At 60.3% G+C, this 25091-nt stretch carries 24 protein-coding genes; 5 read left to right on the top strand and 19 right to left on the bottom strand.

What is annotated here, in order from left to right:
• Window positions 1–6: 6 nt before the first annotated feature.
• The 5 genes from ACP15U_RS18565 to ACP15U_RS18545 are packed head-to-tail and all read right to left on the bottom strand — an operon-like array spanning window position 7 to window position 6157.
• Complete coding sequence (locus tag ACP15U_RS18565; protein WP_028288577.1) at window positions 7–1614, bottom strand: acyl-CoA carboxylase subunit beta; 1608 nt, start codon at window positions 1612–1614, stop codon at window positions 7–9.
• Complete coding sequence (locus ACP15U_RS18560; RefSeq protein WP_028288576.1) at window positions 1611–3002, bottom strand: phenylacetate--CoA ligase family protein; 1392 nt, start codon at window positions 3000–3002, stop codon at window positions 1611–1613. The genes ACP15U_RS18565 and ACP15U_RS18560 overlap by 4 nt, the downstream gene beginning before the upstream one ends.
• A gap of 27 nt (window positions 3003–3029) precedes the next feature.
• The gene (locus ACP15U_RS18555) at window positions 3030–4190 is read right to left on the bottom strand and encodes an acyl-CoA dehydrogenase family protein (RefSeq protein ID WP_028288575.1); all 1161 of its coding nucleotides are present in this window, start codon (window positions 4188–4190) and stop codon (window positions 3030–3032) included.
• A gap of 9 nt (window positions 4191–4199) precedes the next feature.
• Complete coding sequence (locus ACP15U_RS18550) at window positions 4200–4979, bottom strand: enoyl-CoA hydratase/isomerase family protein (RefSeq protein WP_028288574.1); 780 nt, start codon at window positions 4977–4979, stop codon at window positions 4200–4202.
• Window positions 4976–6157: an acyl-CoA dehydrogenase family protein gene (locus ACP15U_RS18545; RefSeq protein ID WP_028288573.1), complete on the bottom strand. Its 1182-nt coding sequence runs from the start codon at window positions 6155–6157 to the stop codon at window positions 4976–4978. The genes ACP15U_RS18550 and ACP15U_RS18545 overlap by 4 nt, the downstream gene beginning before the upstream one ends.
• Before the next feature lie 126 nt (window positions 6158–6283).
• Here ACP15U_RS18545 and ACP15U_RS18540 point away from each other — a divergent pair, with 126 nt between their 5' ends.
• Both ACP15U_RS18540 and ACP15U_RS18535 read left to right on the top strand, forming a co-directional pair.
• A complete protein-coding gene (locus tag ACP15U_RS18540) occupies window positions 6284–8284 on the top strand; it encodes an NADPH-dependent 2,4-dienoyl-CoA reductase (RefSeq protein WP_142494838.1) in 2001 nt (666 codons plus the stop codon).
• A gap of 26 nt (window positions 8285–8310) precedes the next feature.
• A complete protein-coding gene (locus ACP15U_RS18535; protein ID WP_028288571.1) occupies window positions 8311–9831 on the top strand; it encodes a class I adenylate-forming enzyme family protein in 1521 nt (506 codons plus the stop codon).
• A 461-nt stretch (window positions 9832–10292) separates the two neighbouring features.
• Here ACP15U_RS18535 and ACP15U_RS18530 read toward each other — a convergent pair whose 3' ends face one another.
• Together ACP15U_RS18530 and ACP15U_RS18525 are read right to left on the bottom strand one after the other, a co-directional pair.
• Window positions 10293–10997: a glutathione S-transferase family protein gene (locus ACP15U_RS18530; protein WP_204114574.1), complete on the bottom strand. Its 705-nt coding sequence runs from the start codon at window positions 10995–10997 to the stop codon at window positions 10293–10295.
• A complete protein-coding gene (locus tag ACP15U_RS18525) occupies window positions 10994–11428 on the bottom strand; it encodes a DoxX family protein (protein WP_028288569.1) in 435 nt (144 codons plus the stop codon). The genes ACP15U_RS18530 and ACP15U_RS18525 overlap by 4 nt, the downstream gene beginning before the upstream one ends.
• Window positions 11429–11571: 143 nt before the next feature.
• On the opposite strand from ACP15U_RS18525, the gene ACP15U_RS18520 reads away from it, so the two are divergent.
• On the top strand, window positions 11572–11955 hold the full coding sequence (locus ACP15U_RS18520) for a MarR family winged helix-turn-helix transcriptional regulator (protein WP_425046602.1): 384 nt from the start codon (window positions 11572–11574) through the stop codon (window positions 11953–11955).
• 87 nt (window positions 11956–12042) lie between these two features.
• Here ACP15U_RS18520 and ACP15U_RS18515 read toward each other — a convergent pair whose 3' ends face one another.
• The 6 genes from ACP15U_RS18515 to ACP15U_RS18490 form a co-directional block, all read right to left on the bottom strand.
• Window positions 12043–12543, bottom strand: coding sequence for a DNA-3-methyladenine glycosylase I (locus tag ACP15U_RS18515; protein ID WP_204114573.1), 501 nt, complete (start codon window positions 12541–12543; stop codon window positions 12043–12045).
• Window positions 12544–12848: 305 nt separating this feature from the next.
• Entirely contained in the window at window positions 12849–13304 is a 456-nt protein-coding gene (locus ACP15U_RS18510; protein WP_027264411.1) for a PaaI family thioesterase, read from the bottom strand.
• Between the two features lie 21 nt (window positions 13305–13325).
• On the bottom strand, window positions 13326–14051 hold the full coding sequence (locus ACP15U_RS18505) for an AraC family transcriptional regulator (RefSeq protein WP_028288568.1): 726 nt from the start codon (window positions 14049–14051) through the stop codon (window positions 13326–13328).
• Window positions 14035–14889 (bottom strand): SDR family oxidoreductase, encoded by an 855-nt coding sequence (locus tag ACP15U_RS18500; RefSeq protein ID WP_218394044.1) that lies wholly within the window; start codon window positions 14887–14889, stop codon window positions 14035–14037. Before ACP15U_RS18500 ends, ACP15U_RS18505 begins: the two co-directional genes overlap by 17 nt.
• Window positions 14886–16823: an AMP-binding protein gene (locus ACP15U_RS18495; protein WP_204114571.1), complete on the bottom strand. Its 1938-nt coding sequence runs from the start codon at window positions 16821–16823 to the stop codon at window positions 14886–14888. Before ACP15U_RS18495 ends, ACP15U_RS18500 begins: the two co-directional genes overlap by 4 nt.
• Before the next feature lie 113 nt (window positions 16824–16936).
• Window positions 16937–17698: a glucose 1-dehydrogenase gene (locus ACP15U_RS18490; RefSeq protein ID WP_204114570.1), complete on the bottom strand. Its 762-nt coding sequence runs from the start codon at window positions 17696–17698 to the stop codon at window positions 16937–16939.
• Window positions 17699–17787: 89 nt separating this feature from the next.
• On the opposite strand from ACP15U_RS18490, the gene ACP15U_RS18485 reads away from it, so the two are divergent.
• Complete coding sequence (locus ACP15U_RS18485) at window positions 17788–19188, top strand: TetR/AcrR family transcriptional regulator (protein ID WP_425046601.1); 1401 nt, start codon at window positions 17788–17790, stop codon at window positions 19186–19188.
• On the opposite strand, the gene ACP15U_RS18480 is transcribed toward ACP15U_RS18485, so the two are convergent.
• From ACP15U_RS18480 to ACP15U_RS18455, 6 genes are read right to left on the bottom strand one after another with little or no spacing between them, the layout of a single operon-like run.
• Window positions 19170–19571 carry a PaaI family thioesterase gene (locus ACP15U_RS18480; RefSeq protein WP_204114568.1) on the bottom strand — a complete coding sequence of 134 codons (402 nt, stop codon included), beginning with the start codon at window positions 19569–19571 and terminating at the stop codon, window positions 19170–19172. The two genes, ACP15U_RS18485 and ACP15U_RS18480, sit on opposite strands and share 19 nt — an antisense overlap.
• Window positions 19571–20053, bottom strand: a complete 483-nt coding sequence (locus ACP15U_RS18475) for a PaaI family thioesterase (protein WP_204114567.1) — start codon at window positions 20051–20053, stop codon at window positions 19571–19573. Before ACP15U_RS18475 ends, ACP15U_RS18480 begins: the two co-directional genes overlap by 1 nt.
• Before the next feature lie 12 nt (window positions 20054–20065).
• The gene (locus tag ACP15U_RS18470) at window positions 20066–20869 is read right to left on the bottom strand and encodes an enoyl-CoA hydratase-related protein (protein WP_204114566.1); all 804 of its coding nucleotides are present in this window, start codon (window positions 20867–20869) and stop codon (window positions 20066–20068) included.
• The gene (locus tag ACP15U_RS18465) at window positions 20862–21716 is read right to left on the bottom strand and encodes an SDR family NAD(P)-dependent oxidoreductase (protein WP_057796873.1); all 855 of its coding nucleotides are present in this window, start codon (window positions 21714–21716) and stop codon (window positions 20862–20864) included. The genes ACP15U_RS18470 and ACP15U_RS18465 overlap by 8 nt, the downstream gene beginning before the upstream one ends.
• A gap of 9 nt (window positions 21717–21725) precedes the next feature.
• Complete coding sequence (locus tag ACP15U_RS18460; RefSeq protein ID WP_204114565.1) at window positions 21726–22925, bottom strand: acyl-CoA dehydrogenase family protein; 1200 nt, start codon at window positions 22923–22925, stop codon at window positions 21726–21728.
• A 13-nt stretch (window positions 22926–22938) separates the two neighbouring features.
• On the bottom strand, window positions 22939–24153 hold the full coding sequence (locus tag ACP15U_RS18455) for an acyl-CoA dehydrogenase family protein (RefSeq protein WP_204114564.1): 1215 nt from the start codon (window positions 24151–24153) through the stop codon (window positions 22939–22941).
• Window positions 24154–24287: 134 nt separating this feature from the next.
• On the opposite strand from ACP15U_RS18455, the gene ACP15U_RS18450 reads away from it, so the two are divergent.
• Entirely contained in the window at window positions 24288–25073 is a 786-nt protein-coding gene (locus ACP15U_RS18450; RefSeq protein WP_204114563.1) for an enoyl-CoA hydratase-related protein, read from the top strand.
• Window positions 25074–25091: the final 18 nt, after the last annotated feature.

The raw sequence follows: 25091 nt of genomic DNA, 5'->3' as shown, positions 1-25091 counted from the left end.
CGCTCCTCACATCCTGAACACGCCGAAGTTGGTATCGACCTTGGGTCTGCGCGATGTCACATCCAGCATCAGCGCCATGACGTCACGGGTCTCACAGGGCTCGATCACGCTGTCGATCCAAAGATTGGAAGCAAAATTATAGGCTCCCTGAAAATCTTCGTATTCCTTGCGGATCGGTGCCTTGAAGGCTTCCTCCTCCTCGGGGGTCCAGCTTTTGCCTTCGCGTTCGTTGATCTGCGCGCGGACCTGAGCCAGCACGCTGGCGGCCTGTTCCGGCCCCATGATTGCCGACCGTCCCGTCGGCCAGGCGAACATTGCGTCCGGCTGGAACGGGCGGCCCAGCATCGCCAGGTATCCGGCCCCGTAAGAGCCACCGGTGATGATTGTGAATTTCGGCACCCGGGCCGAAGACATGGCCGTGATCATCTTGGCGCCAGCCTTGGCAATGCCCATCTGCTCGACCTCGCGGCCCACCATGAAGCCGTTCACATCGGCCAGGAACAGCAGCGGAATATCACGCTGGACGCAGAGATTGATGAAATGCGTCGCCTTCAGCGCGGCTTCGACGAAAAGCACGCCTGTATTGGCGATGATCCCGACCTCGTGGCCGTGGATGCGCCCCCAGCCGGTCATGATCGTGTCGCCATAAAGCGGCTTGAATTCGTGAAAATCGCTCTCATCGACCAACCGAGCCACGATTTCGCGGTTGTCGGTCGGCACCTTGGGGTCGCGGCTGATGAGCCCATAAATCTCTTCGACCGGGTAGGCGGGCGCACGGGGCGTTTCGGGCGTCTTGCGGGGTTGGGGTTTTTCGCCAAGATGGCTGACAATTTCGCGCGTGATGGCCAGAGCGTGGGCGTCATCTTCGGCCAAATGGTCGGTCACACCGGAAACGGACGAATGCATCTTGCCGCCACCCAGTTCTTCGGCTTCGACCTTTTCGCCGGTTGCGGCAAAGGTCAATTCCGGTCCGCCCAGATACATAAAGCCCTGACCGCGCACGATCACCACTTCGTCACAGAGCGCGGGGATATAGGCACCACCCGCGGTGCAGGGCCCCATGACCACGGCGATTTGCGGCACACCATCGCCAGACATGCCGATCTGTTGGTGAAAGATGGAGCCGAACTGGCCTTCGTCGGGGAAAAGGTTGGCCTGGTCGGGCAGGAAGGCACCGCCGGAGTCCACGAGGGTGATGACGGGCAGGCGGTTTTTCCAGGCAATTTTCTGTGCCCGGACGTGTTTGCGGCAGGTGATCCCGAAATAGGTGCCGCCCTTTACGGTGGCATCATTGGCGATGATCATGCACTGACGGCCTTCGATCACGCCAATACCGGTAATGATGCCGGCGCCGGGTGGAACTCCCTTGTGCATATTCAGTCCGGCCAACTCGCCGAGTTCCAGAAATGGTGTGCCCGGGTCGATCAGCCGTTCGATCCGTTCGCGCGGCAGGATTTTGCCTTTGTCCACATGACGTTTGCGCGCCATTTCGGGGCCGCCGACGCGCTGTAAGAGCCGGAGGGCATGTAGTTCATCGACCTTTTCGCGGTAAGACACGTCGTTGGCGCGGAAGTCGTCCGACCCGCTGTCGAGAAGGGATTTCATTCTAGTCATGGCAGGTCTGGATATTTCCTGAGAACGAAGGCGACCTTAGCGGCGCCAGGTTTTTCGAAAGTGTCGGCCGCAACCAGGTGAACGTCGGCCTTGAAGACCAAGGAGTCGCGAAGCCGCTGCTCAATTTTCTTTTTGAGGGTGACGTCATCGGCCGGATCGCGATCGGGGCCCCGTTCGACAATCACCGTCAGCGCGCCCTGCGTGGTATGGCCCTCGAAATCGGCCACGATGCGCATGACGCCGTTGGTGTCCGGCACCATTTCGGTAACGATGCTGTTGATCGCCGACGGGAAGACATTGGCCCCGCGCACGATCAGCATGTCGTCGGTGCGGCCGGTGCAGCGGATCTTCGGTCCGGTGCGGCCGCAGGAGCATTCGGTATCGATCACTTCGATATAATCGCCTGACCGGAACCGCACGAGCGGGCTCGCCTGGCGGCCGAGCGCGGTATAGACCATCTCGCCTTCTGCGCCTTTTTTCCAGGGAATGATCCTGCCGCTCTCCGGGTCGAGCAGCTCGGTCAGGACATAATCCATGTTGACCATGTGCATACCCGACTGGGCGTCGCACTCGGCCCAGTATGTCACGCCCAGATCGGTGCCGCCCAGCATCTCGGTGCATTTCGCACCCCAGGCCTTTTCGATCTTTGCCCGAATTGCGGGAATGCCGCCGCCGGGTTCGCCGCCGACGATCACGCGCTCGATACCCAGTTCGCTGGCCTTGCAGCCAAGTACCTCGGGAGCCTTTTCGGCCAGGTGCAGCACAAAGTTCGGGGCGCCGACCACGCAACGCGTGCGGGTGTCGGCGCAGGCGCGCAGCAGCCGTTCCGCACCGCCATCGGCGCCCACCGGGACATCGATCGTGCCCATGTACTGCAATCCCTGCATCACGGGGATGCCGCCGACAAAGCCCTTGGCGAGCGAAAACGCGTGCAGCACCATGTCGCCCGGCCGCACGCCATTGGCAAAGAAACAGCGTGCCGTCATCTCGTGCCACATTTCGGCGTCGGATTCGGTCAGGGCCACATATGAGGGGCTGCCGGTCGTGCCCGACGATGCCTGCATTTGGATGATCTCGTACATGGGCGCGGCGCGGTGTTTGCCGAACGGCGGATCGGCGGCCAGGCTTTCGCGGATCTCGGTCTTGTAGGTATAGGGCAGTTTCTGCAGGTCTTCGATGGTGCGGATATCGTCGAATTCCACACCGGCTTTCGCGAACTTCTCCTGATAGAAAGTCGAGTTTGCCTTGAGATAGGCCATCTGATCGCGCAGTCGCTCTTCCTGAATACGGCGCACCTCGTCGAGCGGCGTGCCCTCGATCGCGTGCCAGAAGCGATCATTTACCTTGTCGGCGGCATCTTCCCGCCGGAAGCGCATTCCAAATTGCATGTCGTTCTCCGTTCCTAGCCGTGGCGATCAATAGGATCGTGGCAGGCCCATGACCTTTTCGCCGATAAAGCTCAGGCACAGTTCGCGGTTCACCGGCGCTGTGCGCAGCAGGCGGACCAGCGGGTACATTTCGTAAAGTCCCGTATCTTCGGTAAAGCCCGATCCACCATGCGCCTGAAGCGCCGCGTCGACCGCTTCGATCCCGGCTTCGGCGGCGGCATATTTCGCCATGTTCGACGACGCACCGGCAGGCAGCTTGTTGTCGAACTCCCATGCCGCGCGCCGGGTCATCAGACTGGCCATTTCGACTGCCGTATGCGCCTTGGCCATCGGATGCTGCACGCCCTGGTGCGCACCGATGGGTTGGCCGAACACATTGCGCTCGGAGGCATAGGCCACGCCCTTGTTCAGGGCGAACCGGCCGATGCCGCAGCACAAGGCGGCCAGGATAATACGCTCGGGGTTGAGGCTGTCGAACAGGATCGAGAACCCTTCGTCCACCTCGCCGACCACATCCTCGGGGCCGAGATCCACATCGTCGAAGAACAGTGTCCACTGCTCCTCGGGCAGGGGGATCGAGATCTTCACCCGCTGCTTGTGGACGCCTTTTTTCTTCAGATCCACGGCGAACAGGGTAAAGCCGTCGGTCTTGCGGCTGACCTCGGTATGCGGTTTGGTCCGCGCCACCACGAGGCAGTAGTCGGCCACTTCGGCCCCGGTGATGAAGGTCTTTTCGCCCGACAGGCTGAACCGGTTGCCTCGACGCTTGGCCAGCGTAGTGGCCTTCATCGTGTTCGACCCGGCCCCCGGTTCGGTGATCGCGAAACAGAACTGGATATCACCGCGGCAGGCGGCCGGCAGCAGTTCTTTCTTGTGGAACTCGCTCCCGTGGCTGGCGATATGGGCCAGCGACATGGTCGGCCCGACCACCATCATCAAAAGCGGAATGCCGTGATTGGCGGTGCCCTCCATGAACAGGGCCATTTCAGTCATACCAAGGCCCGCGCCGCCGAATTCCTCGGGCACCATGATGCCCAGGAAACCGTCATCGGCAATCTGCTTGAACATCTCGTGCGGGAACTCATGCCTGCGCGCGTGGTCCAGCCAATACGCATTGTCGTATTTCTGCGCCAGCTGGCCGCCATACTCGTAAATCTGGCGTTGTTCGTCGTTCAAAATGAAATCCATGTTTCGTCCTCAGGCCTTGAATTCGGGGGCGCGCCGGTTCTCGAATGCGTCGAGGCCCTCGGCCACGTCATCGCTGGGCAGTGCACGCACCGCGGCATCGCGCTCAAGCCGCATCTGCTGGTCGATACCAAGGTCCGCACCTTCGCGCGCCAACCGCTTCATCTCGGCGATGCCGGGACGCGAGCGGGTGGCGATCTTCTGGCAGTATTCCAGCGAGATCTTGTGCAGGTCCGCATCCGGCACGATGTAGTTGACCAGGCCGGCCTCTTTGGCCTCGTCCGACTTGAGCCAGCGGGCCGAGAACATCAGGTCGAGCGCCCGGCGCTGCCCCATCAACCGCGTCAGCCGCTGCGAGCCACCCCAACCGGGAATCAGCCCGAATTGCGCATGCTGATCGCCAAACTGGGCGCTTTCGGCCGCAAAGCACACGTCGCAGGCCAGCATCAGTTCGATCCCGCCGGCCAGACACAACCCCTGCACTGCGACTACGACAGGGAGGGAGGAGGTTTCGAGCGCACGCAGGTTTTTCATGCCAAAGGCGATGAAATGGTCCAGCGCGGCGGGATCGTTCAATTTACCTTTCACTTCCACCAGATCGGCACCGGTGCAAAAGTGCTTGCCCTGCGCCCGGATGAGGATCGCCCGAATAGCGGGGTTCGCCTCGAATTCCGCACGCGCGACAGAAATACGCTCATGCACCTCAAGTGACAGGCAATTGAATTTCTCGGGGCGGGCCAGTTCGATGATGCCGGTGTTGCCCTCGGAAGTGACGAGGATGGGGTCGCTCATTTCGAGGCTCCCTTCGCCTTCTTGTCATACTGCAGCGCCATGCGACCGACCTTCTCGCGGGCGATCACCAGCTTCTGGATCTGCGCGGTGCCGTCACCGATCTGCAAGCCGAGCACATCGTTGTAGCGCTGGTGGTGGGGCAGGTCGGTGGTGTAGCCGTAATGTCCGTGCAGGATCAGGCACTGGTGCAGGATCTCGCAGGCGGTTTTGGGCAGGTACCATTTGCACATGGCGGCCTGAGAGGTGTGGGGCAGGCCACGGTCGCGCAGGTCCAGCGTGTAATAGCAAAGCTGGCGCATCATGGTCAGTTGGGTCTCGGCCTCGGCCAAGGGAAAGCTGACACCCTGATACTGCACGATCGGGGCTCCGAATGCCTCGCGCTCCTGAACGTAGGCCCAGGTTTCATCCACCGACGCTTGCGCGGCCCCCAGGCACTCCAGCCCGATCAGTGCGCGGGAATAGTCGAAGCCCGCCATGATCGTGCCAAAGGCACGGTCCTGTTCCGCCATCATGTTTTCAGCCGGCACGAAAACATCGTCAAAGAAAACCGAGCCGCGCCCGACAGGCTTGGTGCCGATGTCGTCAAAATGGGTGCGCTTGATGCCTTCCTGGTTCAGATCGACGAAAAAGGCGCTGACCCCGCGTGAGCCGCCGTCAGGATCGCCGGTACGGGCAAAGACGACCGCCGCATCCGCCTGACTGGCAAAACTCATGGATGTCTTTTCACCGTTCAGCCGCCAGCCGTTGCCGGATTTCTCGGCCCTCAGAATCAGGTTCGCCGCATCCGAACCGCCGCGCGGCTCTGTCAGGCCCAGGCCAATGACCGCATCACCCGAAACAACCTTGGGCACCCATTCCGACGCGATGTCCTTGGAGGCATGTTTGGCAACCATTCCGCCCATGAGAGAGCCCAGAAGCTGCACGTAACTTGCGTTGAAATCGGCATAGGCGATCTCTTCGACGATCAGCCCTGACGTGACAGAGCTTTCGCCGAGACCCCCGAATTCCTCGGGCAGATCGGCCCCGATCAGCCCCAGTGCGCCCATCTCCTTGATCAGCGCACGGTCGAATGTATGGCCGCTGGCGCGTTCTTGATATGTGGGCGAAAGCCTTTCAGTTGCGAAGCGCTTTGCGGTCTCGCGAAACGCCTTCTGATCGTCTGTAGGCTGGAATTGCATCGGTGCTCCTCCTCGTGAGCGAAAATCTTCTTTCCAAAAATCTAACAAATGTTAGAATGTATATCAAGTGCAGTTTTGAGGAGGAGAACCAAAGTGAAAAATAGACCAGATGGAAGCTTTGAAACCATGCTCTCGCCCATCCGCGCAGGCCAGCATACATTGCGAAATCGTGTCATCATGGGGTCGATGCACACGCGGTTGGAAACCGAGCCTGACGGCATAGCTAAACAGATCGCTTTTTACTCTGAGCGGGCGCGGGGGGAGGCGGCGATTCTGGTCACCGGCGGGTTTTCGCCCAATGCCGAGGGCATATTCGATCCAGAAGGTCCGAGAATCGATGACCCGGAAGAAGCGCTTGACCTGCGCCCGATCTGCGAGGCGGTGCAGGCCGAAGGCAGCCTGATCTGCGCGCAACTCCTCCACGCCGGGCGCTATGCCAAGATCGAAGGGTGTGTGGCCCCGTCGCCGATCCGCGCCCCGATCAACCGTTTCATCCCGCGTGAAATGACCGAAGCCGACATTCTCCGTACCATCGAGGATTTTGCCGTGGCGGCCGCCAATGCGCTGGCCGCAGGCTTTGATGGCGTCGAGATCATGGGGTCCGAGGGATACCTGATCAACGAATTCACCGTCACCCACACCAACAAGCGCCAAGACGACTGGGGCGGCAGCGCCGCGAACCGCCACCGATTCCCGGTCGATATCGTGCGCGCGGTGCGCGAACGTTGCGGCCCCGACTTTCTGGTCATCTACCGGATTTCGGCGGCCGATCTGGTCGAGGGCGGCGCGCCCGCCGATGAAATTGCCGCACTGGCCCGCAAGATCGAGGCTGCGGGTGCGGATATCCTGAACACCGGCATCGGCTGGCATGAGGCCCGCGTGCCGACGATCGCCTACCCGGTGCCGCGCGGTGCCTGGCGCAAGGCGGCAGCCAACGTCAAAGCGGCGGTGTCGATCCCGGTAGTCGCCTCGAACCGGATCAACACACCCCAGCTTGCAGAAGACATACTTGCCTCTGGCGATGCGGACATGATCTCGATGGCGCGCCCGTTTCTGGCCGATCCGCATTTCGTGAAAAAGACGCGCGAGGGCCGCGCAGACGAGATCAACACCTGCATTGCCTGCAACCAGGCCTGCCTGGATTTCATTTTTTCGGACCGGCCGGTCGGATGTCTGGTCAATCCAAGGGCCGGGCGTGAAACGGAATTCCGGGATACGCCAACCGACACGCCAAAGAAAGTGGCCGTCGTTGGCGGTGGTGCCGCGGGCATGGCCACAGCCGCCGAGGCGGCACGGCTGGGCCACGATGTCACCCTGTTCGAAGCGCAGGACAAATTGGGCGGTCAGCTGAATCTGGCCCGCGCCGCACCAGGCAAGGACGAATTCGACGAAACCCTGCGGTATTATGCCGGTCAGATGCAGAAACACGGGGTCACGCAGCGTCTGGGACAGCGGGCAGAGGCGAGCGATCTTGAGGGATTTGACCATGTGGTCATCGCCACCGGGGTCACGCCGCGCATTCCCGACCTGCCGGGTATCGACCATCCCAGCGTCGCGACCTACGCCGAAATTCTGTCCGGTGACCGCGAGGCGGGCGACCGTGTCGTGGTGATGGGGGCGGGGGGCATCGGTCATGATGTGGCCGAGTTCCTAGTGACCAAACCCGCCGAGACCGCGAATTCCGACGTCTTTTGCGAAACCTGGGGAGTGGACCCCGAATTTGTCTCCTCGGGTGCCCTGGCGGGCGACCCTCTGGCACCGAAGCCGTCGCGCCGCAAGGTCGTCATGCTGCAGCGCAAGACCGCTAAACCGGGCGCGGGGCTTGGTGTTTCGACAGGGTGGATCCTGCGCAACGCGCTGCGCAAACATGGGGTCGAGGCAATGGGCGGGGTGACCTATGAACATATCGACGATGCGGGGCTGCACATCGTCGCGGACGGAAACCCGACGGTCATCGCAGCCGATACAATTGTGCTGTGCACCGGTCAGGAACCGGAACGGGCCCTGGCCAAAGAGGTTGTAGCGCGCGGCGTCCTGGTTACGATGATCGGCGGGGCAAAGGAGGCCGCCGAACTGGATGCGCTGCGCGCCATTGATGAGGGCGTGCGCCTGGCGCAGGATCTCTGAACCGAGGCTCGGGCAAGGGGGAAACTATGCTGACCGGCGTCATCCGCGCGGGGCGCGCTGATCTGTATTCGATCTTTCGAACCCGCGCACATGACTGCGCCCGCGCCCTCGCCATCGAGGACGGCAGCAGGAAACTGACCTATGCAGAACTGCTGGAGCGGGTCGATCGTCTGGCGGCTGTCTTTCTGGCACGAGGCGTGGCGCCCGGAGACAGGATCGCGATCCTGTCGCATAACCGCTCAGAATACCTGGAGGTCGAACTTGCAGCAGCGGGAATCGGCGCGATCGTCGCCTGTCTGAACTGGCGGCTTGCCCCCGATGAACTGCGGCACTGCATCGATCTGGTCGAGCCGGTTCTCGCGGTTGTCGAACCGGAACTTTCAGAAGCTTACCGCGCCGTCGCGTCGACACCCTGTCTAACCGTCGGGCCAGACCTGGAAACGGCCATTGCCGGGGTCGAGCCGGACCCGCGCACCGGAACCATGGTTGACGACCCCGAGGCCGGTCTGACGATCCTCTATACCTCGGGGACCACGGGCCTGCCCAAGGGGGCGCATATCAGCCACCGCGCGCATATCGCCCGATCCATGGTTTTTGCGGCCCAGCTGGCGCTGGATCCCGGCGACGGGTTCATCGCCTGGGCGCCGATGTTCCACATGGCCTCCACCGATCATGCGCTGGCAACGATCCTGCGGGGTGGGACCGTGGTGATGGTGGACGGGCTGCAGCCCGCCGTCATCAACGAGGCGCTGTCACGCCACAGGATCGGCTGGTTCGTGATGATGCCCGGGGCACTGGAGGCTTTTATTAACGAACGGCACGCCAACCCTTTGCCGCTGAAGGGGATCAAGGTTTGCGGCGCAATGGCTGATCTGGTGCCGCCGCATCAGATCGCGGAACTGACCGGTCTTCTGGACACGCCCTATCTGAATTCCTTCGGGGCGACCGAAACCGGCCTGCCGCCGGGAACCGCCGATCTGATCGCGCCGGGTGTGACCCCGGACCGGCTGTCCAAGCGCATCAGCGCCTTTTGCGAGGTGCGGCTGGTCGATCCCGACGACCGCGAAGTCCCCGATGGAACGCCGGGCGAAATGGCGCTTCGGGGTCCGACGCTGTTTTCCGGGTACTGGAACGCCGACGACACCAATGCCCGTGACTTTCGCAACGGCTTTTTCCACATGGGCGATCTGTTCCGGCGCAATGCGGACGGCACCGTCGACTTTGTGGATCGGGCGAAATACCTGATCAAGACCGGAGGTGAAAACGTCTATCCGGCGGAAATCGAACGTGTGCTTCTTTCTCATCCCGATGTGATCGATGCCGCCGTGGTAAGGGCCTTCGACGCGAAATGGGGGGAAAGCCCGGTGGCCTTTGTCGCCTGTGACGATGACGGGCCGGATGCCGAGGCGCTGCTGAACTTGTGCCGCGAAAGCCTCGCTGGCTATAAGCGACCACGCGAAATTCGCTTCATCGCGTTCGAGGATTTTCCCAGATCGACCAGCGGCAAGATCCAGCGGCATATCCTCGAAGCCCGGCTCGCAGATTAATTTTCGCTCTGACCCGATCGTCAGCCAGCCACGCCAGTTCGCCCCAATAGCGATAAAAGCGTTCTTATCCTCGTTGCCACGAGCTTCTTATCCCCGCCCTTTGGAGTAACCCCCTGAAAGTGATCCACCATCTGGGATAGATTGACCCGCGATTGATGCGCAGCCCTCTGTCGGACTACACGGCTAGGGTTTTCCGGGTGTTTGAGCTCAGGAGGATTCGTAGATCCCTGAGCCATTCATCAATGCGATCGGTGGTTTGTTCCCGGTTTCGCTGTGGGGGCAGCAGTAACCCTGCGCATCGCACGGACGGGCATGGACTGCCGGCAATTGCCGGTTGGGGCTGCTGCGGGCCTTCAAGGGAAAGTCGGCGACTATCCGATGTGCGGGACAAAGCGGACATTCGCCAAGCGACCTCAAACGTCCGGTTCTGTACTGCGGCCCGACAAAACGATATCAAGTGATCAGCGGTCAGCCGATCGCACCTGTGTAACTGTCTTCTTCGGCCCTCCTGTCTGCATGATCTGGGACAGGTAAGAATTGCGCCGTCTGATGAAGTCACGCAGAAGGGTCGGGTAATCTTCACTGACGGCATTCTTCACAGAAACCCGACGCTCCAGTTCATGTCGCCAGGCCCTTACACGGGCAAGCCCTGTGAAGACGCCAAACTCTCCGATGGTGTCAAAAACGTCGAAATAGCGGAAGACCGGGCCGAATACGACATCGACGAGGCTGAACCGGTGGCCATCGAACCATGGTCCCTCCCCAAGCTCCGCGTCCAGCCGAAGGAACTTTGCGCGGAGCGCCGCCACTTTTTCTTCCAACGCTTTCTCGTTCGGCGCCGAGTAGAACCCCGCAATGTCGTTCAAGACAGCAGATCCAAATTCAATCCAGGCACGGTGGCGGGCGCGATCAAGAGCGTCGTGCGGATGAAGCGCGTGGGGTTGTGTATCCTCAAGATATTCGAGGATAACCGCAGATTCGAAAATCGGCGTCCCGTCCACAACCAGGACAGGCGTCTTGCCCAGCGGAGATATGGCAAGAAACCAGTCGGGCTTGTTCGAAAGATCGATGTCAGTTCTCTCGAACGTGACACCTTTCTCAGTGAGCGAGATCGCCGCGCGCTGCACATATGGGCAGGCCGCATGGCTAATGAGGTGGAGGCTCATGTTGTCTCTCCCTCCATCTGCACGTTACCGGGCGCGAAGGAAGGGCTGAGGGCGAAACGGCCGTCGCCCAGAAGCCCTTGCACGATGGCAAGCAGCGTCAGATAGGCCGGGTATTCCCACCCGCCGTTCTCGTATCCGAACATCCAGCCGTTTCCGGAGTGAGCCCAGGTCGCTCCGGCCAGGATGGGCACGGTCGCCGACGCGACCCACCGCGCCTGTATGCCGAGGACCAAAAAGGCACCGGCAATCGCCTCGACTGCAAATACCATATAAGCAAACCAGCCGGGCAGCCCGATCGAAATGAAGAACTGCGCCGTTCCGGGAAGTGTGAAAATGAAGAGCTTGAGAAACAGGCTGTGCGCCAGGAACATGATACCGAGTGCTATACGGAGCAGGAATATCCCAAATTCTGTGAGGTGCGATTTTGACATGATATGATCCCATATGTCGATGCATTTGCATCTATATATAGCGCGTTACATGCGACGTCAAGGTTGATGCACTTGCATGCACATGATAGGTGCTGGATATGAACGAGATTGACCATGCTACTGAGGCCGCCTGGACAGCCCTCATGACTAAAAGCCGCGTTTTGCTTGAGGCTGTCGAATCGTCTCTGAAATCGGCAGGATACCCGCCACTTGCATGGTATGACGCGCTTCTCGAACTCGAGAAGGCAGGCCCGGACGGACTCCGTCCATTCGAACTCAAAGACCGGATATTGTTACCCCAATACGGTACATCGCGGTTGCTGGACCGCATGGTGAAAGCAGGGCTGGTGGACCGACGGGACTGCTCGGAAGATGGGCGAGGTCAAAACATTTCTATCTCTGAAAAGGGTAAATCTGTCAGGAGGGCGATGTGGCCGATCTATGAACGGGTTCTGTCGGAAAGGATCGGCGCAAAGCTGAAACCCAAAGACGCCGCTCAATTGGCCACGCTACTCTCAAGGCTCTGAAGTCTCGGTCGACTGACGCGAAACCTGTCTGTGACTTTCCACGCTAAGTGGCCTTGATTTTTTTCACGTTAATTGGCCGACAGTTGCCTATGTCGGTGTGCGAAGGGTATTTCGGGCTGTTTCGACGTCCTTTCGCATCCAACAGACTTCTGCGTGATCGTTGATACATCCCATGGCCGGCATGAATGCATATACGGTGGTCGGTCCCACGAATTTGAAGCCAAGCTTTCGTAGGTCTTTGGAAAGGGTCTCGGACGCTGTTGATTTGGACCGCATTTGTGGCAGTGCGTCGTCCTTGGCAGGTTCATATAGCCAGATGAATGCGGCGAAGGAGCCTTCCTCTTGGACGACCTCGAAAGTACGGCGAGCGTTGTTGATCACGGCTTCGATCTTGCCTCGATAGCGAACAATTCCTTCATCGGCAAGTAGGCGCTCAATGTCGTTGTCGTCAAAGTTCGCAACTCCCCGAAAGTCGAACCCGGCGAAGGCAGCACGAAAGTTCTCGCGCTTGGCCAGAATGGTGCGCCAGCTCAGCCCTGACTGGAAACTCCGGCGTGACGGCAGCCCATCGGCACCGTGGGCGTCCATCCGTTCCAATTACGGTTGCAGCATCAGGCCGCTGCCGCATAAACTTGAACAGAAACCGAACCAGATCCTCCGTTACGATACAGTCTCAGCTCTCCGAAAAACCCTGACGACGGACAATCGGCGACCGCACTGCTAAAAGCTAACATTACCGCTTGACAGGTCTGAACCTGCTGGCGGCGATCTGGATACCGCGCGCGCCTACGGGAAACGGTTGGCCGAGGTCGCGAGCCGCTGGAACAGCTGATCCAGCTGTCTGAATAATCGGCCCGGCCGCCCGGATCGGATGTGCTGCGGCCGGGTTGCGCTCAGTCCGCGACCCCCGCCCGCCCGATCAGCGCCATGAGCGTTCCGGTCATCGTTGCGACGAGCTTTTCATCCTGGCCCTTCACGGCATAGGCACGCGCCTCGCATATGGTCAGCGTCCTGCCTGGTTTCACCACGTCAGCGACGAAGCGAAACCGTTCGCCGTCCGCCGGGTTGAGTAGGTTGATCTTGAATTCGGCCGTCAACACTGCCGCGTCCGCTGGCATCAGCGAAAAGGCCGCGTATCCGCAGGCGCTGTCCAGCGCTGTCGACACGATTCCGGCATGCAAAAACCCATGCTGCTGGGTCAGTGCAACCTGATGTGCCATTTCCAGAACGATGCGGCCGGGTAACAACTCGGCAATGCTGATCCCCAACGTGTTCATCACCTTCTGGCGATCGAAACTGTTGCGCACGCGTGCGTCATAGTCGGGGTTTTTCGGTTTGAATTGTGTCATGGCGGGTCTTCCTCTTCGATTTCATTCGTCAATGACCAATCTTAGGCGGTCTTTGAGGCGCGTATCTTGTAGCGAAAGGTCAAAACGACGCGGAATAGACAGAGCGCGCAACGCGCCGGGCGGTTTGCCGGCGAAGATCCGGCAAGCGGCGGACAAGTGAGATTGATCGTAATATCCGGCGTCCAGCGCCAGATCGCTCAGCGGCAGGGTCTTTGACGCAAGCTGCCCGAGAGCCCGGCGAAAGCGTCGCAAGGTCGCAAGCCGCCGCCGCGACACGCCGGTTTCCGCCCGCACCTTTCGACGTTTGGTCCGGTCGCTGTAAGCTCCGGGTGGTGCGGCAAAGCGCAGGTCTCTCGCAAGGCCGTCAAGCACCGCGATGAGCGCAGGCAGGTCATCGTCCCCGGTCTGAACCCGGGCCAGTTCTGAGGCCAGCATGTCCAGCCCTTTGGAGTCGGGAAATCGCTGCGGTCGTGACGACAGTCGCAGCCCGGCCACGACACCCTGGAATGGCCTTGGGCGGGGCGAAAAATAGGGGCGCGGTTCTGCCAGCGATACGCGCCCGCCGCCGCTGTCGTCGCGCGTTACCGAAAGGGTAAAGAGGTCGGTTGCGAACCGCCCGCGTCCACCACCGCTCAGCACACCGGTATCGCGGAACACGAACAAATGGTCGATCTGTTTGGCCGCTTCCTCAGGCGGCGCCAGTTCGAGATAAAGCGGCGCCGCCATCAGGTTACTTGACGAAAGCATCCCGGTTCTCGGCGACGAAATCGGCAAATCGGCGCGCCGGGCGTCCCATCACATCGCTGACCGTGGTCTCGATGCCGGCAAGGTAGCCCTTGGGCGCGATGGAAGCCAATTCGACCATGGCTCTGGCGACCTCGTCCTGCATTCCGCCAGCCACCATGCCCGCCTTGGCATTTTCGGCCGGCAGGGGTGCGCAGGAGACAGTGCGCCCGGTCACCCTGGACAGGAGGGCGGCGATATCTTCTCCGGTAAGAGCTTCGGGCCCGGTCAGACCAAGAGCCTTGCCTTCGTAACCCGGAGCGGTCAGCGCCTCGGCGGCGACATCCGCGATGTCGCGGGCGTCGATCCAGGCCACGGGGCCGCCCAGATCGTCATAGTACACGGCGTCCTTTGCAATGTTACCGGCCTGCCACAGCAGGTTCTGCATGAAATAGGTCGGCTGGACAAAGGTCCAGTCAAGGCCGCTTTGCTTCAGCAGCTCCTGGGTTTCGGAATGCCACTTTCCAAAGGTCAGCCCCGCCTTGGGCGACGCGCCAAGCCCCGTGGCCACAACGATATGGCGCACGCCCGCGGCCTTGGCCGCCTCGATCACGTTCGCCTTCCACTGGCGCATGTTCAGATGGGCAGGCGTGACCAGGTATATCTTTTCTGCCCCGTCACAGGCCCGCGCCAGCGCGGCAGGGTCCGTGAAATCCGCGACGACCGCCTCGCATCCTTTGGCCTTTAGCGCGTCTAACTTTGAGAGGTCGCTGGTGACAGCGCGCACGGTCGCGCCTTTTGCCAGAAGCGTGTCGACGAGGGGCGCACCAGTCGTGCCCGTGGCTCCGAAAACAGTGATCATGACTTTTCCTTTTGCAGGTCTGCGATGGGCTGAATGGTTTCCGGGTTGCTGATCGACGACAGATCGCCTGGATCTTCACCGAGAAAGGCGGCGCGCACGACACGGCGCATGGTTTTCATGCTGCGGGTCTTGGGCAGCGCTTCGACAAAGTGGATCTCGCGCGGGCGGAAGGGTTTCGAGACGATCTCCCCGACACGATCCTTGAGCCGGTTCACGAGCTCCGCGTCCGGCGACACATTTGGTGCCGCCACGCAGACGCAGACGACAGCCACGCCCTTGATGTCATCAGGTGCCGCGATGGCCGCGGCGTCCACCACCTCTCCGGTTTCGGTCAGGGCCGCCTCGATCTCGGGCGGGCCGATGCGTTTGCCGGCGATGTTCAGCGTGTCGTCCGACCGGCCCAGGATATACCATGTCCCGTCCGGATCGCAGCGCACCCAGTCGCCGTGCCGCCAGAGGCCGGGGAAGGTGGACCAGTAGGTGTCAAGGTAGCGATCGCGGTCCCCCCTGATGGCCGGGGTCAGACCCAGAGGCGGCTGGGTCACGACCAGTTCGCCGACCTCGCCCGGTGCGGCTTCGCTGCCGTCCTGGCGCAGAACCTTGGCCCCGACACCCAGGGCCTGGGCCGAAAATCCGCCGGGCTTGAGCTCGTGCAGCACGGTCGAGGTCAGGATCGCGCCAAAAAGCTCGGTCCCGCCCGAGATGTTCAGCGGCACGGCGCGGCGGCGACAGATATGATCGAGCTGCCAGAGCCAGGCATCCTCGGTCCAGGGCTCGCCGGTCGAGGCGACGATGCGCAGGGACGACAAGTCGTAGCCCGACAAAGATTCAGTATCCTGCGTCATGAACTGCCGTACCAGGGTCGGGGCCACGCCGAGATGCGTGACCTCCATCTCGGACGCAAGACGCAGCAGCCTGAAGGGATCGCCGGGCATTGATGGTGCGCCCTCGGCCAGCACCAGAGTCGAACCGGACAAGAGCACCGATAAAAGGGTGAGCGGTCCCATGACCCACCCCATGTCGGTCATCCAGAGGTGCCGGTCATCCCGTTTCATGTCGAGGCAAAGCAGGAAATCGGCCGTGGCCTTGGCCTGCACGCCCAAATGGGTATGCACGACACCCTTGGGCCGCCCGGTGGTGCCCGATGTATAGGCGATGAGAAAGGTGTCATCGGCACTGACGGGAACGGCGGCAAACTCCGGACTGGCGCGGCCCACTGTTTCGGTCCAGTCCAGATCGCGGGCCGGATCGGCCACCGCATCGCCGAACCGTCGCAGGCTGATCACGGTATGAACCGATGGTACGTCGGTCAAAGCTTGGGCAAGGGTCGCTTCCATCCAGACCGGCTTGCCTCGCCGGGGTGTGGCATCCGCCGTCAACACCGCCACGGCATCCGCGTCGTTCAGGCGCGATACGATGGCATGGGGCGCAAAACCGGAAAACAGCGGCACCGCAACCGCGCCCAGCCGGGCAATACCCAGAAGCGCGGCCTCGATTTCGGGGATCATCGGCATATAGATGCCCACCGCCTGACCGGGCCTTACACCGCGCGTGGCAAGGGCCGAGGCGACGCGGGAGGCTTCGGCGGTAAGGTCGGAATAGGTCCAGCGGCGGCGGCTTCCGTCTTCGCCGACCCAGTCGATTGCGACCTTGTCGCCCAAGCCATCGGCAATTCGGGCGTCAAGACAGGTTTCCGTCAGATTCAAAGTACTCCCGACGGCCCACCGGATCGATTCGGGCCCTTCGGAGATATCTCGCAACCGGCTGTAGGGCCGCGCGAACCGTATCCCGGCATGGTCAATGATCTGCCCCAAGAACCAGTCTGGGTCTTCATTCGAACGGCGGACGAGTTCCTCGTAACTGTCAATGCCGCAGCCCCTCAGAAATGCGGTCAGCGTGCTTGTCCGCTGGATGTCAGAGCCTGGCTGAAACATTCGCAACCTTTCTAGAATGAAAAAGGGCCGCATATAAGGCGCGGCCAGTCGGGGAGGTAACTCTTGGCACGGTATGGCAGCAGCGCCTTGAGTCCGGCGCTGCTGCCAGCGTTTTAACCGTGCATGGACAGGCCGCCCGAAACCGAAATCACCTGGCCGGTAATGAACCCTGCGTCGTCCGACGACAGGAAGCAGATGATGCCAGGGTAATCCGTCGGCTGCGCAAGACGCTTCATCGGAATCGCCCGCTTGAGACCTTCGGCGATCTTTTGACCGGCCTCGCCCTCGGCAACCTGAGCGAACAGCGGCGTATCGGTCGGGCCGGGGGCGACCGCATTCAATTGAATACCTTTACGCGCCAGTTCGCGCGCTACGGTTTTGGTGAACGAGATGATGCCACCCTTGCAGGCCGAATACACGGCTTCGCCGGATGATCCGACGCGTCCGGCGTCGGACGCGATGTTGACCACACGGCCGCCGCCGTTCTTGACCATGCCCGGAAGCACCGCGTGATGCATATTCAGCGGACCGTAAAGATTTATGTCGATGACCTTTTTCCAAAGGTCGGGATCGGTGTCGAGGAACGGTTTGATCACGTCCCAGCCCGCGTTGTTCACCAGCACATCAATCGGTCCGCCGGATTCGAACTCGGCGACGGCCTTGTCGACCTGTGCGCGATCGGTGATATCCGCCTGAAATGCAGTCGCTTTTCCGCCGGATTCAGTGATTAGTTTGGCGGTTTCATCCGCTCCGGCTTTGTTCAGATCGAAAACGGCGACTTCGGCACCCTCCGCGCCGAACCGTTCGCAAACCGCTCGGCCAATGCCGCTCCCACCGCCGGTCACGACGACCCGTTTTCCACTCAACCCTCGCATGTGGAGGTCCTCCTCTTCCGTTGCACCTTGAAAAGAGCTTGATTCGACACTCTCTCCGATGTAATCTAACGGTTGTTAGATTAATTGCAATGGACAGCCTCATCTACGACAAGTATCGACACTGGATGGCACGACAGATTGAAGATACCAGGATAGTGAATGACGATCTAAGCAAGTCGGAGAGGACCCGCGAAGCCATACTCGCTGCGGCCGCGCGACTTTTTCGGTATGAAGGCTATCACGCAACGACTATGCGCGACATCGCGCAGGAAGCTGGCATTGAGGCCGGCAGCATTTATTATCATTTTCAATCCAAGGACCAGATTCTGAGCGAAGTTCTCGATCTTGGCGTCCGTCAACTATATCAGGCGGTCAGTGAAATTGTTCGGTCGGCACCGACAAGTTCGGAGGATTTTCGCAAGACTTTCGGACTGCTGATTGAAACACATCTGACCTATCTCTTGACCGACAGCGACTTCACGTCAGCCAATATTCGGAACTATCCGATGTTGTCGGACGAAACACGCGCCCCGCATCGCGAATTGCGTGCATCATATGCAGGGGCCTGGGGCAAATTCCTGAATGACGCCAAACGCGCCGGCCACCTTCGAAGCGACATATCCACTGCTGTGATCCGCCAGTTCATCCTGAGTGCCATGAACTGGACCGTAGAATGGTACGATGTCGACAAGTATCCGGTGCGCATCCTCGCGGAACGAATGAGTAAGCTGATACTTGACGGAATGTGTCCACATCGCAAGGCGGGTACCGAAGGCTTGAAGCTGTGCCCCGCCACTCCCGCCAAAACCCCGGATCCCGACAGCAAGGCGGCTAAGACCCGTGCAGAAATTCTAAAGGCCGCAGCGCGCGTTCTGAGGGACAATGGCTACAAGGCGACCACGCTGAGAAAGATCGCGGAAGAAGCGGACATGAAAGCGGGCAGCGTCTATTACCATTTCAACTCCAAAGAAGCGATCGTTGACGAAGTTCTAAACGCCGGACTGAGGGACTTGCTATCAGGTGTCGAAGCCGCCGTTCGGAAATTCGATGCCCCGTACGATCATCACGCCAAGATAGCGACTGCAATCTGGGCGCACCTGGATTTCCTCTTCAAGGCAAGTGAATTCACCTCGGCGAATATCAGAAGCTATGGAATGCTCCCCAATCATTTCAGGGAGAGGCACAGGGGTATTCGCCATGAGTATGGAAAACTCTGGGATCGGATACTCCGTGAAGCTCAGGACGACGGTGCCATACGGTCGGATATCAAGATCGTCCCCTTGCGCCAGGTGATGTTGGGTGCCTTAAACTGGACGGTGGAATGGTTCGACCCGAACAAGGCAGGAGTGGAAGGATATCTATCACTGCCTGAATTCTCCAGCATGCTCATCTATCTGTTACTGGAAGGCATTTGTAACCGGGAAGCGGCCCCGTCCACAGGACAAGGTAGCCCTGAAAGCGGTTGCCCCGGTCAGACCAGAAGGAAGTGATACAGCCCTTCGGCAACCGCCTTTTCCCGATCCGTTTGCCAGCTGAGCACGCTGACGCTTGCCATCCGCTTGCCTTTGCGCGTGACGTTAGCGCGCGCAAAAAGCGGTCCCTTCACACCGGGTCTGAGGTAATCGACGGTCAGGTTGATCGGCTTGGCCGGAACGTCGGCGAAATCGGGCTGTACCGCGATGGCGGCAGTGGCCTCCATAAAACTCGCGATTATGCCGCCATGGTAGTACTCCATGATCGGGTTACCGATATGGGGGTCATCAAAGGTCATCTCCGCCTCAGCATGGAGACTGTCTAGACTTCTGACCTCAAAGTTGAGAAATCGGAAGAACGGCACCCGGGAAACATTGGCATTGACAGTTTGCACGTCCATCACGAGGTTTTTCCTTTTGTCATTGCGTCAAACAGGCTGGTTTCGCCGCGCGTCAATGCAAACGAGGCGGTTCCCCTGGCTATTTCAGCATCCTCATGGCCCGCGAACCAGACGCTGCCGGAATTGAAGGCGATGTGGCGGGTCTTGCGAAAACAATGCGCTTGAACGATGACATCCGCGCGCGAACGGGCCGGGCGCAGGTAATCAACTCTGAGGTCAAGAGTGGCCATGGTACTGACGCCTTCGATGGCAACAAAGTTCGCCAGTCCAAAGACACTGTCCAGAAGTGCCGTCAGGATACCACCGTGGAGCAGCGATTGTTCCGCATCGACGCAAAAGTCCGGATTGAACGGCATCCGAACCCGAACACGTTCGGTCGAGACCTCTTCGATCTCAAGCGCCATATGCGTTATCAGACCCTTGCCGCGCGCATTCCACATCTGCGCGATTTGCTCCATCTTCTTTTGGGTGATGTCTGACATGCGATCTTTCCTTTAACGCCCCGTGAAATTGGGTTTTCGTTTTTCGACGAACGCAGCAACCGCCTCGTGGTGGTCTTCGGTCTGATGCATGAGCGCCTGATAGGCCGCCGCGGAATTCAGAAAATCCGGCAGGTCCATCCGTTCGGCATTGCGCATCAGACGCTTGGCGACCCGCACCGCGCGCGGCGGTTTCGCGGCGATGACAGCGGCCCGTTCGCGGGCCCGTTCCATCAATTTTTCATGAGGCACAAGTTCAAGCACCATACCAAGCTCCAGCGCTTCCTTGGCCTCGACCATGCGCCCTGAGAAGGTCAGATCGGCGGCCTTCTGGTGGCCCAGACGACGCAACAGGAACCAGCTGCCCGCATCGCCCGGAATGATTCCGAGATTCAGAAACACTTCGCCGAACCTTGCTTTTTCCGACGCGATGCGCATGTCGCACATCATGGTCAGGTCGCACCCCGCGCCCACCGCCGGGCCGTTGACTGCGGCGATGGTCGGAATATCCATGTTGTAGAGCGCAAGCGGCAGCCGCTGCACCCCATCAACATAGCTCTGCGCCGCCGCCAGCGGCTCCTTGCGGAACACGCTGTCGGGATCGTTCATTTCCTTGATGTCGCCGCCGGCACAAAAGGCCGGGTCGGCGCCGGTCAGGATCATCACGCTGACCTGAGGATCGGCCTGCACCTTGGCGAAGGTCTCCAGAAGGGCAGCGATCATGTCGTTTCCGGTGACCGGGTTGCGCCGCTCGGGATCGTTCAGCGTAACCGTGGCGATCCTGCCGGAAATCTCCAGAAGGACTGGGTGTTTACTCATTCTTGCCATCTCCCCGTTCGCGTTTCTCGAACATCGCGGGGTTGATCATGTCCCGCGCGTCATGACCCATATGCAAGGTCTCACCGCCGTCTACATAAATGTCTTCTCCGGTGATGAAACCGCCAAGTTTCGAGGCCAGGAAAATGATCGTGCCTGCGATGTCCTCGGCCGCCCCCATCCGGTTTAGCACCGAGCGGTTCAGCTTTTTCCACTGTTCCGGCGGAATCGGATAGCGGCCAAGCGCATCGGTCTTGATCGTGCCCGGCGCGACACAGTTCAGCCGGATGCCGTACTCGCCCCATTCGGCGGCCAGCGTTTTCATCATGCCCGTTACACCGGCGCGGGCGGCGACGGTGTGTGTAAAGCCGGTAAGCGCGGTGCGCGCCGAGATGGCGGTGACAAACACAACCGATCCACCATTGTCGTACATGAAGTGATCCGCCGCTGCCCGGGTCATCTGCCAAGACCCGATCAGGTTGTTGCGGATCACGGCTTCGAAGCCCTTGTTGGTGATATCGCGGGCGGCCGCGATATACTGGCCGCCGGCATTGTTCACCAAAACATCCAACTGCCCATAGTGGTCCTTGATCCGCCCCATCGCAGCTTCGATACTGTCTTCGTCGCGGGTGTCTCCGGGCACGACAAAGGCCTCGCCCCCCGCCGCCCGGATCATTTCGGCGGTCTCTTCCAGCGGCTCTTCGCGGCGCGCGAACAGCGCAAGCCTGGCCCCGCAAGCGGCCATTTCGATCGCCGTCGCCCGGCCCATTCCAGATCCGGACCCCGTGACCAGGGCAACCTGGCCCGCCATGAGATCCGACGCGTAACGCCTTGATTTCGCTTCGCTCATGTTCCGCCCCTAATTCTTCAGCAATTCGCCAGAAATGATGAGTTTGCGAACCTCCTGGGTGCCTGCGCCGACCTCAAGCACGCGACCGGTCCGGTACAGCCGGTTCACTTCTGTATCACGCATGTAACCCGAGCCGCCGTGAATCTGGACAGCTTTGTCCAGCACGAAGGATGTCGCCTCAGCGGCCTTGTAGATCGCCGCAGCGGTGAGCTTGTGGATTTCGCCGCGCCCGCCTTCGCCCTCTTCGAGGCCTTCACACATGGCAGCGGTGCGCAAGGACAGGCTCCGCGCGGCCTCGATCTGCGTATACATGTCGGCCAGCATCGCCTGAACCATCTGAAAACTGGCGATCGGTTTGCCGAATTGCTGGCGTGTCTTGGCGTAGTCGATGGAAATATCCAGCGCCCGCTGCGCAATGCCCAGAGCGTTGAAACAGACGATGGCACGTTCCAGATCAAGTCCGGACATGGTAACGGCAACCCCGCCATCCAGCTTGCCGACCATGTTTCTGGCCGGAACACGGCAATCTTCGAATACCAGTTCGCCCGTCGGCGAGCCGCGGAATCCCATCTTGTTGAGCTTCTGCGCCACCTTGAAACCGGGCGTGTCGGTTTCCACGATAAAGGCGGAAATGCCCTTGGCCCCTTTTTCGGGCGATGTCTTGGCATAGACCAGCACCAGATCGGCAATCGGCCCATTGGTGATGTAGATCTTGGCGCCGTTCAGGATGTAGTCGTCGGCATCCTTTTTGGCCGTGGTCCGCATCGAGCCAAGCGCATCAGACCCCGCGCCGGGTTCGGTCAGACCCAGGGCGCCGATCAGCGTTCCGTTGCACAGACCTGGCAGGTATTTTCGGCGCAGATCGTCATTGGCGTTGCGATAGATGTTGTTGACGCACAAATTGTCATGCGCCACATGAGTCAGCCCAATCGCGGCAGAGGCCCGCGACAGCTGTTCGGTGATGATGCAGGCCGAGGTGAAATCCAAACCAGCGCCGCCGAATTCCGGCGGCACGTTCAGTCCCAGATAGCCCATTTCGCCCAGCTTGGGGAAAACCGAAGACGGCAGGTCATCAGTATCGTCCATTTCCGCATTCAGATGGTGGAATTCGGACATGAAGAACTTGCCGGCCTGATCGGCCAGGGCCTGCTGTTCGTCCGTCATGAAATGTGTTGGCAGAGCGGTGTCGTTGCGCAGTTGCTTGTTCATTGTCTCGTCCCCCTCAGGCGCGCAAAAGTTCTTCGGCAATGATGATCTTGCGGACTTCGCTTGTTCCCGCGCCGATCTCCAACAATTTGTTGGCGCGGAACAGCCGGTTGATCTCGGTGTCCTGCATGTAGCCAGAGCCACCATGAATATGACAGGCTTCGGTCACCGCCTTGTTGAATGCCTCGCCTGCGTAAAGACAGGCCGCCGCGGTCAGTTTGTGGATTTCGCCACGGCCCCCGGCCCCTTTTGGTAGGCCCGTACAGGCGGCCAGTGCCCGATAACCGAATGCGCGCGCGGTTTCGACCTCGGTGTAGATCTCGGCCAGTTTCGACTGCATCATCTGGAAACTTGCAATCGGTTTGCCGAATTGTTCGCGAATCTTGGCGTATTCCAGCCCTAGTTCCAGGGCGCGTTCGGCCATGCCAACGCAGACTGAGGCAACCATAGCACGCTCCAGATCCAACCCGCTCATTACCACCGAAACGCCGGTGTTTTCCGGTCCAACCATGGCGGATGCGGGTACGCGGCAATCCTCAAACACCAGTTCTCCGGTTGGCGAGCCGCGAAAGCCCATTTTGTCAAGCTTTTGCGCCACCTTGAAACCGGGATTGTCCGTCTCGATGATGAAAGCAGAAATGCCCTTGGCGCCCTTCGACTTGTCGGTTTTGGCATAAAGCAGGATCACATCGGCAATGGGGCCGTTGGTGATGTAAATCTTCGAGCCGTTGATGACATAATCATCACCGTCGCGGCGGGCAGTGGTGGCCATGGATCCGAGCGCATCGGATCCCGCACCCGGTTCGGTCAGGCCCAAAGCACCGACGAGCTCGCCCGAGCAAAGGCCCGGCACGTATTTCTTCACCTGCTCTTCGGAGCCGTTGCGCAGCAGGTTATTCAGGCACAGGTTGTCATGCGCCCCGTGCGAGAGGCCCACAGCCGGGTTCCACTTCGAAATCACCTCGGACACCAGCGCCTGGGTGAACTCGTTCTGCCCCGATCCGCCCAGCTCCTCCGGCGCGGTAATCCCCAGCAGGCCCAGCTCGCCCATCTGCTTGAACAGATCATCGGGCCACCATTCCTCGTCATCCATGCGCGCCTGCAGCGGGTGCAGCACCTCGCGCGATACCCGATCCACGTGATCGACGATCTGGCTTTGCTCATCAGTCAAAGAATAGTTCGCCCTGATGGCTTCCAGATCAGCCGCGATAGCCTCACTTTGAGTGGTCATATCATCCTCCCGAAAAATGTCGTCCGCAGTGTTGACCAAAATCAAACATATGTTAGAAAATAGATCAAGCCAAGCTTTTGACGACCTGACGTAAGAAAGCGCGGTGTCCTGAATACAGGGGGGGAGCTTCGGAAATGACTGAGAGCGTTGTTCAATCGCAGGCGCTCGGCAAAGAAGTGCGTATCACGATTCGACGTCCTGACAATCGAAATGCCCTCAACCGTGAGGTCGCAGACGGGATCATGGCCGCCATATGTGCTGCCGAGACGGACAGCGATTGCCGCGTGATCGTTCTGACCGGCGAGGGCGAGCGCGCCTTCTGTGCCGGGGGCGACATCAAGGCGGGGGCGGATGGCGGCCCGTTTGTTCAGGATCCGGCGGACCCGGATCATTTTGCCGGAAGGTTGTTCGAGACGATACAGGCGTGCCGAAAGCCAACGATCGCGCGCATCAATGGCGTCGCGATGGGGGCGGGAGCGGGCATCATCTGTGCCTGCGATCTGGCTGTGATGGCGGATCATGCCCGCATCGGAACGCCGGAAGTGAAGGTAGGTCTGTTTCCCATGACGATCGTGCCACCCATGATGCGCGTGCTGCCCCGGCGGAGGCTGATGGAGATGTTCATCACCGGCGTTCCTCTGACGGCCGAGGAAGCCCTGCAGTTCAATCTGGTCAACTATGTGACCGATGCCGCGGGGCTGGACGACAAGGTTGCAGAACTGGTTGCCCAGATCGCCGCGCAGTCGCCGAGCGCGATCCGGCTGGGAAAATACGCCTGTCACGCGATGGAGGACATGACCTATCCGCAGCAGATGCGGTTTGCAGAAACACTGTTACCGCGTGTGGCGCAGACCGAAGACGCGCGCGAAGGCTTTGATGCCTTTATTGAGAAGCGCAAACCCGAATGGACGGGCCGCTGATCAAACGGGGAGGAGAGG

Origin of the sequence: Primorskyibacter sp. S87, from assembly GCF_049801055.1 — a bacterium.
Lineage (GTDB): Bacteria > Pseudomonadota > Alphaproteobacteria > Rhodobacterales > Rhodobacteraceae > JBNAGF01.
The sequence above is the reverse complement of the archived record's forward strand: the minus strand, read 5'-3'. Positions and strand labels throughout refer to the sequence as shown.

Bases quoted from the DNA above. Each gene is read 5' to 3' on its own strand.
- ACP15U_RS18565 (WP_028288577.1), bottom strand. From the start codon at position 1,614: ATGACTAGAATGAAATCCCTTCTCGACAGCGGGTCGGACGACTTCCGC.
- ACP15U_RS18560 (WP_028288576.1), bottom strand. From the start codon at position 3,002: ATGCAATTTGGAATGCGCTTCCGGCGGGAAGATGCCGCCGACAAGGTA.
- ACP15U_RS18555 (WP_028288575.1), bottom strand. From the start codon at position 4,190: ATGGATTTCATTTTGAACGACGAACAACGCCAGATTTACGAGTATGGC.
- ACP15U_RS18550 (WP_028288574.1), bottom strand. From the start codon at position 4,979: ATGAGCGACCCCATCCTCGTCACTTCCGAGGGCAACACCGGCATCATC.
- ACP15U_RS18545 (WP_028288573.1), bottom strand. From the start codon at position 6,157: ATGCAATTCCAGCCTACAGACGATCAGAAGGCGTTTCGCGAGACCGCA.
- ACP15U_RS18540 (WP_142494838.1), top strand. From the start codon at position 6,284: ATGCTCTCGCCCATCCGCGCAGGCCAGCATACATTGCGAAATCGTGTC.
- ACP15U_RS18535 (WP_028288571.1), top strand. From the start codon at position 8,311: ATGCTGACCGGCGTCATCCGCGCGGGGCGCGCTGATCTGTATTCGATC.
- ACP15U_RS18530 (WP_204114574.1), bottom strand. From the start codon at position 10,997: ATGAGCCTCCACCTCATTAGCCATGCGGCCTGCCCATATGTGCAGCGC.
- ACP15U_RS18525 (WP_028288569.1), bottom strand. From the start codon at position 11,428: ATGTCAAAATCGCACCTCACAGAATTTGGGATATTCCTGCTCCGTATA.
- ACP15U_RS18520 (WP_425046602.1), top strand. From the start codon at position 11,572: ATGACTAAAAGCCGCGTTTTGCTTGAGGCTGTCGAATCGTCTCTGAAA.
- ACP15U_RS18515 (WP_204114573.1), bottom strand. From the start codon at position 12,543: ATGGACGCCCACGGTGCCGATGGGCTGCCGTCACGCCGGAGTTTCCAG.
- ACP15U_RS18510 (WP_027264411.1), bottom strand. From the start codon at position 13,304: ATGACACAATTCAAACCGAAAAACCCCGACTATGACGCACGCGTGCGC.
- ACP15U_RS18505 (WP_028288568.1), bottom strand. From the start codon at position 14,051: ATGCTTTCGTCAAGTAACCTGATGGCGGCGCCGCTTTATCTCGAACTG.
- ACP15U_RS18500 (WP_218394044.1), bottom strand. From the start codon at position 14,889: ATGATCACTGTTTTCGGAGCCACGGGCACGACTGGTGCGCCCCTCGTC.
- ACP15U_RS18495 (WP_204114571.1), bottom strand. From the start codon at position 16,823: ATGTTTCAGCCAGGCTCTGACATCCAGCGGACAAGCACGCTGACCGCA.
- ACP15U_RS18490 (WP_204114570.1), bottom strand. From the start codon at position 17,698: ATGCGAGGGTTGAGTGGAAAACGGGTCGTCGTGACCGGCGGTGGGAGC.
- ACP15U_RS18485 (WP_425046601.1), top strand. From the start codon at position 17,788: ATGGACAGCCTCATCTACGACAAGTATCGACACTGGATGGCACGACAG.
- ACP15U_RS18480 (WP_204114568.1), bottom strand. From the start codon at position 19,571: ATGGACGTGCAAACTGTCAATGCCAATGTTTCCCGGGTGCCGTTCTTC.
- ACP15U_RS18475 (WP_204114567.1), bottom strand. From the start codon at position 20,053: ATGTCAGACATCACCCAAAAGAAGATGGAGCAAATCGCGCAGATGTGG.
- ACP15U_RS18470 (WP_204114566.1), bottom strand. From the start codon at position 20,869: ATGAGTAAACACCCAGTCCTTCTGGAGATTTCCGGCAGGATCGCCACG.
- ACP15U_RS18465 (WP_057796873.1), bottom strand. From the start codon at position 21,716: ATGAGCGAAGCGAAATCAAGGCGTTACGCGTCGGATCTCATGGCGGGC.
- ACP15U_RS18460 (WP_204114565.1), bottom strand. From the start codon at position 22,925: ATGAACAAGCAACTGCGCAACGACACCGCTCTGCCAACACATTTCATG.
- ACP15U_RS18455 (WP_204114564.1), bottom strand. From the start codon at position 24,153: ATGACCACTCAAAGTGAGGCTATCGCGGCTGATCTGGAAGCCATCAGG.
- ACP15U_RS18450 (WP_204114563.1), top strand. From the start codon at position 24,288: ATGACTGAGAGCGTTGTTCAATCGCAGGCGCTCGGCAAAGAAGTGCGT.